Annotated in this window: 4 protein-coding genes and 1 pseudogene; 3 read left to right on the top strand and 2 right to left on the bottom strand. The window is 58.6% G+C overall.

All coding sequences use genetic code 11. The features are described from left to right. Window positions 1-15: 15 nt before the first annotated feature. Window positions 16-1356, bottom strand: a complete 1341-nt coding sequence (locus A0U94_RS04815; RefSeq protein ID WP_077802607.1) for a superinfection immunity protein — start codon at window positions 1354-1356, stop codon at window positions 16-18. Between the two features lie 390 nt (window positions 1357-1746). On the opposite strand from A0U94_RS04815, the gene A0U94_RS04820 reads away from it, so the two are divergent. From A0U94_RS04820 to A0U94_RS04830, 3 genes and pseudogenes are all read left to right on the top strand, one after another. Continuing rightward, window positions 1747-10182 carry a glycoside hydrolase family 94 protein gene (locus A0U94_RS04820; protein ID WP_244178071.1) on the top strand — a complete coding sequence of 2812 codons (8436 nt, stop codon included), beginning with the start codon at window positions 1747-1749 and terminating at the stop codon, window positions 10180-10182. 89 nt (window positions 10183-10271) lie between these two features. Next, complete coding sequence (locus tag A0U94_RS04825; RefSeq protein WP_077802609.1) at window positions 10272-11138, top strand: DNA/RNA non-specific endonuclease; 867 nt, start codon at window positions 10272-10274, stop codon at window positions 11136-11138. 157 nt (window positions 11139-11295) lie between these two features. Then, window positions 11296-12647: pseudogene (locus tag A0U94_RS04830) on the top strand (inorganic phosphate transporter). An 84-nt stretch (window positions 12648-12731) separates the two neighbouring features. Here the strand turns inward: A0U94_RS04830 and A0U94_RS04835 are convergent. Beyond that, window positions 12732-14324 carry a phospholipase C gene (locus A0U94_RS04835; RefSeq protein ID WP_244178114.1) on the bottom strand — a complete coding sequence of 531 codons (1593 nt, stop codon included), beginning with the start codon at window positions 14322-14324 and terminating at the stop codon, window positions 12732-12734. Window positions 14325-14348 lie beyond the last annotated feature (24 nt).

Genomic DNA, 14348 nt, shown 5'->3' on the forward strand with positions numbered 1-14348 from the left:
TTGTGGTCTGTGGGTCTATACTTTCCGTGAGCGCTGCGTGAGGGCCATGACAAGGGCTGCGATCCATCCGATGATCGTCCAGCCCAGCAGAACCGTTATTATCGCAATTTTTCGCTGATCGACAGTATCGCGTCTGTAGGCGATCAGCATTGGAAGAAAATAAAAAACCAGACCAAGACCTGCGAGAACAGGGAGCAGCACACTGGATTTCGTGGATCTGAGCGAGGGAGAGAAAGCCGTGTCCGTTTCTGGTGGTCGAGCCAGTGCGGATGATGAAGACGTCGGGTTCCCTGTTTCGGGGACTGTGGGAGGCAACGCTTGCGCCTGAGAAGCAGTGCTCGGGTCCTGAGATTTTCTGACCGAAGCAGCCTGTTCCGGCGTTATGTAGCCGCTCTGGACAAGAAACGCCGAAAGGGCCTCTGGAAACGGAAGCAGCTCTTTTTCTTTGATCGAACAGCCATGACCGTTCTGTTTTTCTGCGGCGGGTTTAAGGTCACAAAGGGAAAGACCAAATCCAGACTCTTTCGTGGATTGTGCATGAGCCAGCATATCGCGCCAGCCTTCGGGGAATTTGCCCAGATTGGCCATGGTCGCGACCTCATAGGCCAGAAAGCCGTTAGGCTCGAAACGGCCGGAGCGGGTCCAGTTACGGAGCCTGTCTGCAAGATCTTTTGCAAGATAGTCCCGATAAACGGGATCACGCGTCACGTTCTCCAGAACACCATCGTGATAGCGCGAAATTACAACAGGCGCTTCTGAGCCGGCATGGGATGCAAAAGCATAGAGAAAGGACTGGTCGGAAGTCAGGATTTCCTGCTGTCCATTTCCCACAAGATCCACGACCTCCGGTTCGCCATCGCCGTCCATCCCCCCCAGTTCGAGATGCTGCCAGTGTCCGTTGGAACGCAGATCAAAAATGGAGGTGAGAGAGCAGCAATGCGCGCCCCCCGTATAGGCGGAGACCATGACTTGGGGAAACGGTGAAGACGCGTCGAGCTGCCGGAAGGACATCCTGAGTTGCGCCATGCCGTCATCTTCCGTCCCGTAGGGCGTCAGGGGAAAAGAAGATGCATGAGCCTGTGTGTTGCCGGGCGTGCGCAGGGTCAGGAATGCCATGCTGCAGGGAGATGTCGGGCTGGAATCCGCATCGGTCCAGACGATCGGCACAGTGCATCGTGTCGTATGTCTGACATCCAGCTCTGCGACAATTCCGTGCGTGGAAAGGGCAGCGTGAGCTCCCTTTTCCAGTTCGGCATGCGCAAGGGGAGGGAGCGCAGGTGGCGCAGCTTCCGCTCGGGGTAAAATTCCGGTTAAGGCGGCCCCCATCAAGGCGCTTGCGAACAGGCGGACGGTCATGGTGGCAGGTCGTTTCCTTGTCGTATTGTGCAATGTTTGGTTATCCCCTCAGCCAGACAGTCCTGAAGTATTGCCAGTAACGTTCTCAAACAGTTGCAGTTTTTCGCAGATATTCTCTCAACAGCAAGGAAACGTGATCAGTCACAAAAGAAATAACAAGAACCTGTTGCTGAAAATAGCCTTCTGAATCCGGTTTAGGGCGTCTGGATGGTTCTCCATTCCGGAAGGGAGGCGGTAAAGATGTCGATCAGAACAGAAATACTCAGGTTGCTGGGGGCAGTCACATCAGCCTCCTCCCGTTTCCCGGGGGCGTCGGCAGTGGGAGCACATTCGCGAAGCTGCTGGGCGGATGAAAACCCCATTCGGGCAGATCTGTTTGGACTGGACCGGATGCGTGCGCATGCTTGCAGTCTGGCAGTTTCCCATGCCCGGACCATTTTTGGCACTCATGGCAGCCCGCTGATTGCCCGTCTGAACGACAATGCGCGGGTGTTGCAGGATATCAATATCGTTCTGTCCCACGCCTCGGAGCAGGGAAAGCAGCTGACGCCAGCGGCTGAATGGCTGATCGACAACTATTATCTGATGGATATGCAGATCCAGACCATCAAGGTCGAACTGCCTGTCGGATATTACCGTGATCTTCCAAAACTGGTGGATGGTGCATTTTCCGGCCTGCCTCGCGTGTTTGAAATCGCCTGGGCGCTGGTGGCGCATACTGATAGTCATATCAGCACGGAAACGATCCGGGAGTTTCTCGAGACCTATCAGCAGACCCAGCCTCTTCTGATCCGGGAACTCTGGGCGGTCCCGATCAATATGCGCATCGTCCTGATCGAAAATCTGCGGCGCATTTCACAAAAGATCAGTGATGACCTGAAGGCACGGGAGAAGGCCGACACTCTTGTTGATGCACTGACGGAAAACGGGGGTGCCAATGGTCCACAGACCATGCAGGTTCTCGCCAGGGTCGAGACCCCCATGCTCTCCCGCGCTTTTCTCGTTCAGTTTGCCCATCGCCTGCGCGGGCATGATCCACAGAAAGACCCCGCTTTTCTGTGGCTTGATGGGGTGCTTCAGGAAAAAGGAACGGATCTCGAAACGATCGTTCATGAGGAGATGCAGGAACAGGGGGCCCTGAACGCGACAATCCGCAACATCATCAACAGTATCAGGCTGATGACGACGACGGACTGGAACGATCTGGTCGAGGATGTCAGCCTAGTCAGCAGGACGCTGGCGGCCCATGGCGAATTTTCCGGGATGGATCTGACAACCCGCCATCTGTACTGCCGGGCTGTCGAAAAGCTTGCGAAAGGATCGCAGTTTTCAGAATGCGACATTGCCAGTCTGGCGGTCGCAAAAGCACAGAACGCACGGATTGAGCAGTCTGCAGAACCGCGGCGCGCGGACCCCGGATATTATCTGATTGCGGAAGGACGCCCGACTCTGGAGAAAGAGCTGGGCTTTCGCGCACCCTTGCGGGTCCAGGTCGGGAGGATCTGCCGACAGCTTGGCATTACCGGATACAGTATTGCCGTAACGCTGCTGACGCTGCTTCTGCTGTCAGGGTTTCTGTCGCTCATGAACGGCTATTTGCCGGGCCGTGCGTTTCTGCTGCTGCTTTTTCTGGGATTTATTCCGGCCTCTGATGCCGTGGTTTCCGGAATGAACCGTTTTCTGATGTGGGCCATTACGGTTTCGGAACTTCCGTCACTGGAACTCAAGCAGGGCATTCCAACGGATCTGCGGACGATGGTCGTAGTGCCGACCTTGCTGACGCATCGTCAGGCCGTTGGAGAAATGGTTGACCGGCTTGAAAAACATTATCTCGCCAGCCGGGACGGGGATATCAGTTTTGCGCTGCTGACGGACTGGACGGACTGGTCTTCCGAACATCGTGCGGGAGACGAGGACCTGCTGGAGCAGGCCGTGCAGGGCATTGCGCGGCTGAACCGTATGTACGGGCGAACTGATGGAGCGGCTGATGGGGCTTCGGAGCGTTTCCTGCTGCTGCATCGCTGCCGGAAATGGTCGGAAGGTGAAGGGAAGTGGATCGGCTGGGAGCGCAAGCGCGGCAAGCTGCATGAGTTGAACCGCCTTCTGCGCGGAGCACAAGACACGAGCTTCATGCTGCTTCCGGGGCAGCGGATTCCAGAAGGCGTACGATATGTCGTGACGCTCGATAGCGACACGCGGCTGCCTTACGAAGTGGTACGGCGCCTGGTCGGTAAACTGGCCCATCCCCTGAACAGGGCGAGCTTCGATCCAGGACGTGGTGCCGTCGTGGAAGGCTATGGGATCCTCCAGCCGCGCGTGACGCCCTCTCTGCCCAAGACGCGGAGTAGTACACTGTTTCAGCGCGTCTTTTCCAGCCCGAATGGTATCGAGCCTTACACGGCCGCTGTTTCGGACCTGTATCAGGACATGTTTTCCGAAGGATCGTTTGCCGGCAAGGGAATTTACGACATTGATGCCTTCGAGGCTGCGCTGGCCGGTCGTGTACCTGAAGGAACGCTGCTGAGTCACGATCTGTTCGAAGGTGTTTTCGCCCGTGCCGGACTTGTGACCGATATCGAAGTCATCGAGGAATTCCCGACGGACTATCTCGTTTCGGCATCCCGCCTGCATAGATGGGCGCGAGGGGACTGGCAGCTTCTGCCATGGATTTTTTCATGGATGGGACGTTTGCCGACGATCGGCATACGCTCGACACCCATGACAGGCATTGCGCGCTGGAAAATGCTGGATAACCTGCGGCGCAGTCTGTCCGCGCCCATGGCTGTGGCGGCATTGTTCGCAGGATGGATGCTGGGAGGGCATGATGCCTTTGTCTGGACGGCATGTATCGTTGCAACCGTCGCCATTCCAGCCGTTCTTCCTCTACTGATTGACGCGTTTCGCTTCCGGCAGGGGGAGACGCTTGACAGTTACCTTGCCCTGCTCGGAACGGATCTGAAACGGACTGTTCTGACGACCGCGCTCTGTCTGGTGTTTCTGGCCGATCAAGCCTGCCTGATGGGCGATGCGATCGTCCGCACGTTTGCGAGAGTGTTCGTTACCCGAAGGCATCTCCTGCAATGGGTGACAGCGGCGCAGGCCGCCGAGGCGCCGCGTGAAAGTCTGATGGGATACGTACGTCAGATGGGAGGGGCCATTCTCCTCGGTGCTTTCGCATTTGCTCTGATGTCTCTGATGGCACCTCTGGTGTGGCTTGTGATGCTGCCCTTTGCATGTGTCTGGGTGCTGTCGCCGGTCTTCGCGTGGAAGGCGAGCCAATACAGTGTTTCCGCGCGCAGACTTGAGGCAACAGTGGACGAAACAATGGTCCTGCGCCTTCAGGGAAGAAGGACATGGAAATATTTCGAGACCTTCGTCACGGAATCGGATCATTTCCTGCCGCCTGACAACTTTCAGGAAGAGCCCGCCGCCCTCTTGGCACGCAGAACGTCGCTTACAAATATGGGGCTGTATCTCCTGTGCGTTGTCGCCGCGCATGATTTTGGCTGGATCGGTATGGCCGAGGCTGTGGAGCGGGTACAGGAAACGCTCGCGACGATGGCCCGGCTGCCACGCTACCGGGGACATTTCTACAATTGGTACAGCACGGAAGACCTGTCCGTTCTCACGCCGGTGTATGTCTCGACCGTCGATAGCGGCAATCTGGCAGGGCATCTGATTGCGCTGGGCCGGACCTTTATGGAATGGGAACACAAGGGCCGCTCGCCTGACGGCTGGAGACGGGGCGTGCAGGATGCGCTGGCTCTGGCGCAGGCAGACCTGACCGCAGCTGGCGACGCTTTTCGCTCGGTCAGCATCGCGCAGGATATCCGGTCGCTGTTGCACGAATTGCTGGAGAATGCTGCCGGGCAGATTTTTGTCGAGCAAAGACTGATGGCTCTCGTTGCCCGTGCCGGTGAGGCCGTGCAGTCCCTGAACGGAACGAGAGCACGGAAGGCCGGTGACAGGGATAGCGTTCCGGCAGGAGGAGCGGAAAGTGTCCTGTTCTGGCTGCACGCTGCCCAAAATGCCATTCGCAGCGACCAGAGAGACGGCGCTGCCGGCCTGCAGACAGCCAGACTGCTGAAGGAACTGGCAGAACAGGCCCGGACCATGGCGCTTGATATGGAATTCGGCTTCCTGCGTAACCGTGAGCGCGGTCTGCTTTCGATTGGGTATGTCGTCAATGACGGCGTTCTGGACGATAACTGCTACGATCTTCTGGCGTCTGAAGCGCGCCTCGCCTCATTTTTTGCAATTGCGAAAGGCGATGTTCCTGCCCGGGACTGGTTCCGGCTGGGGCGGCCTGTCGCTGCTGTGGCGCGTGGTGAGGCGCTCGTATCGTGGTCAGGTTCCATGTTCGAATATCTGATGCCATCTTTGGTGATGGCGGCGCCATTCGACAGTCTGCTGGAAGGAACCAGCCGACAGATCGTCAGACGCCAGATCGAATATGGGCAGGCGCGTGAAACGCCCTGGGGCATCTCGGAATCAGCCTATAATGCCCGGGATCTGGACTATAATTACCAGTATTCCAATTTCGGCGTCCCGGGTCTGGGAATGAAGCGGGGCCTTGCACAGAACCTCGTAATTGCGCCTTATGCGACGGCGCTGGCCGCCATGGTGAATGCCCGCAAGGCCGTGGCGAATTTTGCCCGTCTGGAGGCACTCGGCGCACAGGGAGCATTCGGCTTTTACGAGGCCCTGGACTACACGAAAGAGCGCCTGCGGCCGGGAGAAAATCCTGCGATCATCCGCTCCTACATGGCGCATCATCAGGGTATGTCCATTCTGGCTTTCGCAGATACCATTCTGGATGGGATCATGCGCAGACGGTTTCATGCGGAACCCATGATGGGCGCTGCCGAGCTTCTGCTTCAGGAGCGCGCGCCGATCGGAGGGGCCATAACGCGCCCGCTGAAGGAAGAAAAACTGCTTCCGCCTCCGGCTTCGACGGGACAGGCTCCCGGAGGGCGGCAGGTCATGCTGGATGTGGATGCCCCTCCGGTGACGCATCTTCTCTCCAATGGTCGTTACAGCGTCATGCTGACCGCCGCAGGGTCGGGTTACAGCCGCTGGAACGGGCAGGCGGTAACGCGCTGGCGGGAGGATGGGACGCTCGATAACTGGGGATCTTATGTCTATCTGAGGGATACTGGACGTGGCCGTGTGTGGTCCGCCGGTTTCCAGCCCTGCGGGGTTCCGGCGGATCATTGCAGCGTCGAGTTCCGCGAAGACCGCGCCACCTATCTGCGTCAGGATGGTGAACTGACGACGATGATGGATGTCCTGGTCTCTGCGGAGGATGATGCGGAACTGCGTCGTGTCTCGGTCAGGAATACAGGTCTGGCGACTGTTGAGATCGAAGTGACTTCCTATGTCGAACTGGCGCTTTGCCCGCCGGAGACGGACCTTGCCCATCCCGCTTTCGCCCGGATGTTCGTACAGACGGAATATCTTCCATCGCAGCGCGCCATTATCGCCACGCGCCGTCGCCGCAGTCCGGGGGAGCAGGAAATCTGGGCCGCCTGTCTGGTCGTCGGGGGAGGACCTCTTTCCATAGAAACTGACCGCGCCCGGTTCGTTGGACGGGGCCGTGATCTTCGGGCACCACTCGCGTTGCAGGGAGCTGCGGAACTTTCAGGGAGCACCGGTACGGTTCTGGATGCGGCCTTTGCCTTGCGGTGCAGACTGGCTGTCCCGCCACGGGCCACACGTCGGCTGTCGTTCTGGACGATTGTGGCCTCAACGCGAGCCGCTCTGATGGACAGCATCGAGCGGCATCAGGATGCAGCGGATCTTGACCGCGCCCTGACGCTGGCATGGACGCATGCACAGGTTCAGTTGCGGCATCTCGACATCCGCCCCACTCAGGCTGATCTGTTTCAGAAGCTGGCGGGGTTCCTGCTTTACGCGGGTCCGACGCTGCGGGCCTCTCCTGAGCAGATCAGGCGCGGAGCGGGGCGCCAGACCGATCTGTGGGGGCAGGGCCTGTCGGGCGATCTGCCGATCCTGCTTCTTGTCGTGAGCGAAAGCGAGGACTTTGAGCTTGCCCGCACGGTTCTGAGGGCACAGGAATATTTCCGGATCAAGGCGCTGGCCGTGGATGTGGTCATCCTGAATGAACACCCGACATCGTATGCGCAGGATCTTCAACAGGCACTTGAAACGCTCGTCAGGTCGTCTTCGATGGGAAGCGGTGCCGGGGGTGTTCATCTGCTGCGGGGCAGCCTGATGTCGGGGGGCGTGAAGGAGCTTCTGTTTTCTGCTGCGCGCGTGGTTCTTCCCGGGAAGGGCGGGAGTCTGCAATATCAGATCACCCGGGCGGAAACGATCCGGCTGGACAGGGCAGGTTTGGGGAAGGAAACGTTCTTCCGGCCTTACCGGGCTTCAGGAGAAACTCCAGAACTTCCGGAACTCGAACTTTCAAACGGGTATGGAGGATTCACGGCGGAGGGAACAGAATATGCCGTAATTCTGCGGGGACGTCGCACCACGCCGGCGCCGTGGATCAACGTGATCTCAAATCCACATTTTGGGTTTCAGGTTTCAGCGGAAGGCAGCAGCTATACATGGTCTGAAAACAGCCGTGAGAACCAGCTCACGCCCTGGAGCAACGACCCTGTCAGCAATCCGCCGGGAGAGGCTTTTTATCTGTGCGATGAGGAGAGCCGGGTTTTCTGGTCGCCCTTGGCGGCGGTCTGCCCTGATGAAACGGCGGTCCATGTTGCTTATCACGGGCGCGGTTACAGTCGGTTCGAGCGGGTTGCGGACGGGATTGCCAGTACACTGGTGCAGTATGTGCCGCAGGAAGATCCGATCAGGATTTCAAGGCTGCGTCTGGTGAACCAAACCTTCCGCACACGGACTTTGCGTGCGACAGCCTATGTGGAATGGGTTCTCGGGCGCTCCCGGATGTCTGCGGCGCCCTTTGTGTTCTCGGAAACCGATGCTGAAACGGGTGCCGTATTCGCCCGGAATGTATGGGGAGATACGTTCGGCGATCGTGTGGCATTTGCGGATTTCGGCGGGCATCCGGTTTCGGGTATGGATGACCGGACGGCATTTTTGGGACGTTACGGGAGCCTGTCCGCGCCTCGGGCGATTGTTCGGGGTGGTGATCTTGCGGGTTTTGTCGGCGCAGGTGTCGATCCCTGCGCGGCCTTGCAGACGGTCCTCAGTCTGGCGCCGGGTGAAGAGACGGAAATCGTCTTCCTTCTGGGGCAGGGACAGAATGTCGAGCACGCCCGGAAATTGATTGCGCAATACCGGGCCGCGGATCTCGATGTTGTTCTGGAGGACGTGAAGCAGGGCTGGCGTTCTGTTACGGAAGCCCTTCAGGTCCGCACTCCGGACCGGTCGATGGACATCATGCTCAACGGGTGGCTCCTGTATCAGTCCCTGTCGAGCCGCATCTGGTCGCGGGCCGGCTTCTATCAGGCCAGCGGTGCGTACGGGTTCCGTGACCAGCTTCAGGACGGGATGTCGCTTGTAACCTCCGCGCCTGCACTGGTCCGCGAGCATCTGTTGCGCGCCGCGTCGCGGCAGTTTGTAGAAGGCGATGTCCAGCACTGGTGGCTGCCCCAGAAGGGCAACGGCGTGCGGACGCGCATTTCCGACGACTGCGCATGGCTGGCATTTACAGTCGCGCAATATGTGCGTGTCAGCGGGGACCGCAGCGTCCTGGATGAGGAATTATCCTTCCTTGCGGCGCCTGTGCTGGCGAATGACGAGCATGAACGCTTCCTTCAGCCCTCAATGACGGAACAGCGCGCTTCGCTTTACGAACACTGTGCTTTAGCGCTCGACCACAGCCTGACATGGGGGGCTCATGGCCTGCCGCTCATGGGGACTGGCGACTGGAATGACGGGATGAACCGCGTCGGCGAGGCCGGTCGGGGAGAAAGCGTTTGGCTTGGCTGGTTCCTGTCCTCGGCGTTGAAGGCGTTTATCTCTCATGCGGAGGCGCGGGGCGACCAGGCCCGTCTTGAGAAGTGGCATCGTGCGCTTACGGATCTCAAGGCAGGACTTGAAAATGCCTGGGACGGGGAGTGGTACTGCCGAGCCTATTTTGATGACGGGTCGCCGCTGGGCAGTCATCTCAACAGGGAAGGGCGGATTGATGCGATCGCGCAGTCCTGGGCCGTGATTTCCGGGATTGGAGACCCTGAGCGAGGCCGCCTGGCCATGCAGGCAGTGCGGGAGCAGCTCGTGCGGCTTGACGACGGCATTATCATGGTCCTGACGCCGCCCTTTGATAAATCCGAGCCTGACCCGGGCTATATTCGCGGCTACCCGCCCGGCGTTCGGGAAAATGGCGGTCAGTATACCCATGCTGCTCTCTGGACCGTCATGGCGACGGCCCTGCTGGGGGACGGAGCTGCGGCCCATGCAATGTTTGCCACCATCAACCCCGTTCATCATGCCCGGAACGAAGCTGCTGCCGGGCGGTACAGGCTGGAGCCTTATGTGGTGGCGGCGGATGTCTATTCCGCAGCACCCCATGTCGGGCGTGGCGGTTGGTCCTGGTATACTGGTTCGGCAGGATGGATGCAGCGTGTTGGTACTGAGATTTTGCTGGGTGTGCGGATCGAGGACGGCGAACTATTTCTCTCGCCCTGCATTCCGCCGGAATGGCCGGGGTTTGACGTGGTGCTCCGCTGGAAAACAGCGACCTACCGGGTTGAGGTGAGAAATCCGGATCAGATCAGCCGGGGCGTGGTGGACGTCTGGGAAAACGGAAGCCACCTCGAAAATGAAGCGCCGGTTGTGCTCAAGGATGACGGAGCGGTACACCTGATCAAGGCTGTCATGAAAAGAAATTGAAAAATCAGTCAGTTGCGCGGAGCGTCCTGATCCATTAACACCGGGCGCTCCCGGAACTGACCCCGTGAGACCGGGCGTGCGAGACGCTGTTGAAATATTTTCTGTATTTTCCTGTATTGGCCCTGATCTTTTCCACCTCGGCTCTGGCGGAGACATGTCCAGCCCTTTTTGCGGAGGGCCAGCCCCCCGCGATCCTGCGGGAAACCGCGCGGATCGGCACGGTTCAGCTCTGTAATTCCGGTTATGCCGTTCTTGTCTCGGAAGCGAGTAAAGGCCCACTCTGGTCTGCCGAGGACCTGACGGAAGAAAACCTGGAAATTGCAGACCGGACGCGCCGGCAGGGGAGTTTTTCCGCTGATGGGCGTCTTCTTTTCCGTATGCAGGCTACTCTGAACGATTACAGGGCATCGGGTTATGACCGGGGACATATGACGCCCAGCGGAGACGAGGCGGGCCTGAGGGCGCAGCAGGAGTCATTCCTGCTGTCCAACATTATCCCTCAGACAGCGGAGTTGAATCGTGGTCCGTGGGAAGGTGTGGAAAGTGCTGTCAGGGGCTGGGCGCGTCAGGAAGGCGAAATCTTCGTCGTAACCGGGCCGGGTTACGACCCGGATGACGTCCGGACGATCGGGAAGGGCCGTATTCCGGTTCCTGCGGTGACCTGGAAGGCTATTTATGATCCCGCAGTCAACGGCACAGGGGCGTATGTGTGTCTGAATACACATCGGCCGACCTGTCGCATTACGAGCGTGGCGCTGCTGACGCAGTTGGTAAATATTGATCCTTTCCCGGCACTTCCGTCCAGCATCAAGGATCATGTGAGTGCCATGCCACCAATCAGGGAAACGCCTGAAGCGCTTTCGAAACAGCCACAGGCTCGTGAACTGTTGCGGGAATGGGGCTCCAAAGCCGCACAGAAGGCTCTCAAGGCGCTCATAAAAGCACTTGTGCCCTGAGGAATGCGATACAGGCCGATAGAAGGCTGATGGCGCATCTTATACTTTATGTGTCTTATGCTGTTACTATGAAAGTTTTATGAAAAGCAGAAACGTCATAACTAAAAATTTATTAAATGGATTAAGGCAGGAGGCAGAATAACGGAATCCGGGATTTATGTTTCATTTTGACCCCTCCTCGGCTGTATCGCTTGTCGCGTTATGCCTCTGCTTCGTTCTGGTCTGTGTGTTTGAATTTGCCAATGGCTTTCATGACACGGCCAATGCTGTTGCAACTGTCATCTATACCAATTCGCTGAAGCCGACCGCGCGGTCGTCTGGTCCGGATTGATGAATCTTCTGGGCGTAATTCTGGGCGGCATTTCCGTCGCTTACGCGCTGGTGGAACTTCTTCCGCCGGATGTGCTTTCGCCGCCGAGCGGTAATCCGGCTGTCCCTATGCTGGTTGCTCTTTTCGGAACGGCTCTCGCCTGGAACCTGATGACATGGTGGTTCGGGATCCCGAACTCTTCCTCCCATTGCGTTATCGGCTCGCTGGTCGGCATTGCCATTGGTGACTCCTTCGTTCACGCCCGTGAACTGGGGCACAGCGTGGACTGGAGCCAGATCTGGAAAGTGCTCCGTGCCCTGGCCGTGTCGCCTCTGCTGGGTTTTGTAGGCGCGCTTTTGCTGTATTTCCTCATCCGTTCGCTCGTGAAAATGCCGGAAATGTATAAGGCGCCGACGCCGGAGCAGAAGCCGAACCCGATCGTACGCGGTGTTCTGGTTCTGACCTGCACGCTCGTCAGCTTCTCGCATGGCAGCAACGACGGTCAGAAGAGCATCGGCCTGATCATGCTGACGATTATCGGCATCATGCCCGCGACTTTCGCACTGAATCCGGCCGCTCCTGTCAGCATTCAGCAGATCCGTCAGGACGCACAGCAGGCGCTCCCGCTGGTGACGCAGTATGACCGGTATTCCTTCAAGGAAGATGCCATCGCATCAATCAACCGCCTTTCGCAGACGGACGGCCCTTCAGAGGTACCGGCTGAACTGCGTGGCGATGTGTATCAGGTTCTGTCCGGCCTGCGGTCTGTTGCCGCAAATCCCGCTGCTTCCGATGCCGAGAAAAAGCAGGCTTCCCGCCTTGCATCCGAACTGCGGCCGACTGTTGAATACGCTCCCGGCTGGGTACGTCTTCTGAGTGCGCTCTGCCTCGGCATCGGAACGATGGTCGGCTACAAGCGCATCGTCCGGACGCTGGGGGAAGGCATTGGAACGACGCATCTGACACCGGCACAGGGTGCGGCGTCGGAAGTCGTGGGGGCGGGCCTCATTATGACGGCAGGTTATACTGGCCTTCCGGTTTCCACGACGCATATCATCACATCCGGCGTGGCCGGAACGATGGTGGCTGCGGGCTCTGGCATTAACAAAAAGATGCTGAGCAAGATCGTGATGGCCTGGCTTCTAACGCTGCCTGTGACGGTCTGTGTTGCGGCGACGGTATTCTACCTTCTCGCCTGAGACATCTTTATCAGAGGCTGGAGCGTGTTTACGCTTTGGCCAAGACGACAAAGGGACGCGGTGTCATCGCGTCCCTTTGTCGTTTTAGGAGTGCTGTTTTACAGCACCCGTTCCGGCATCGAGAAACAGGGGCTCCGGTCTGGGTGCGTGACTGAAATCGAACAGGTCCTCGAGAGAATTGGCATCCGCATCGAAAGAGCCTTTGCCTAGTCTGTCGCCCTGAAGCCAGTTGTCTTCGATGAAGCGGGGGATGGAGGACTGGGTCAGGAAAACATGGCTGACATAATTCGTCCGTGCCCAGGGTGACAGCACCAGAAGGGGGATCCGTGTCCCCGGTCCGCACCGGCCGTTCACTTCAGAGCCGCCCACACCTTTCGGACGCGCTGCGGTTCCGCAATGTCCCGGTCCGTCCAGCTGATCGACTTCGGGATCGGCGGACCCATGACGGGGAGGGACGAAGGCGTGATCGTACCACCCGTCTGAATCGTCATAAGCAATGAAAATGGCGGTATCGCGCCATTCCGGGCGGGTCTGGATAAAATTGACGAGTTCAACTACGCCCTTCTGTTCATCCAGCGGGTCCGAATACCCCGCATGGGCGTCCTGCCAGGCGGGCATTTTTACAAAAGAAACGGCGGGGAGATTTCCTGCTTTTGTCGCAGCAAAGAAGTCCTGAAGATCGTATTCGTGGTTGGCGGGGTCCGGCTGGCCGTTGTCCGGGCGCATACTGTGTCCGATGGCGGCTGCGGAAGACGGCCGTGCATGTGTCGGATTGGCCGTGCTGGCGTAATACTGGAACCAGTTATGATGGGGGATGTAGTCCGCCACGGTCTGGCTGACGGTCGGGGAGAGCGTCTGGCGCTGGCATCCTGTCGAGCCATCGGGATTGTGGATTGAAAGGTTGAATCCCCCCATGAAGCCACCCCAGGTGATTCCATGTCTGTTGAGCAGATCCCCGATATTCGGCCCGGTCATCCGCACCTGATTGTTGGGCGTGGAGCAAACGTCGTCTGCGGGATCAATGTCATTGATCATGGTCCAACCGCCCTGTCCGTCTCCGACATAAGGCGATGCGGCATGCAGTGTTGAAGGCTTCTGGGTCGTGGTTTTGATCTGCAGACCGTTGGTCTGGCCGGAAACCACTTCCAGTGCGCCGGGCGTGGAGGGGCCGTATGTGTCTGTATAGGTCGCATCGCTCATGGCGAAACGTTGTGCATAGCGCCATATTGCCGTGACGGTATTGCCGTCGAAATAACCCATGACCTCCCCTCTGGTGCCGAACGCACCGACCCCGCCGGGCAGCCCGCGACCGGTATAGCGTGGGAACAGGTCGGATCGTCCGTGGTCATAGGCCCGCTGTTCGGCTGTATAGCCATGGTTCTGGTCAGCGGTGGCGGCCTGTGTGCGATCCAGCCTGAAGGGCAGAGAGGCGTCCCGGCCATTGGCCAGGATCGTGTTGGGGTTGTGCCTCAGCAGGTCTGCCGTAGCGAGCGTATCCACGCGCGGTGTGTCTGCTGACGGGTGGAATTCAGGCTCGCCGGCAAGGTTGGCAGCTTTCGGATATGTTCCGAAATAGTGATCGAACGAGACATTCTCCTGATAGATCACCACCAGATGTTTGATCGGGGTTCTGGTCGGAGGGGTCGTGTCGGCTGCGTGAGCTGCGAGAGGCCACATCAGGCACAGACCGATCGCCGCAAC

It is taken from the genome of Gluconobacter albidus (assembly GCF_002005485.1).
Lineage (GTDB): Bacteria > Pseudomonadota > Alphaproteobacteria > Acetobacterales > Acetobacteraceae > Gluconobacter > Gluconobacter albidus.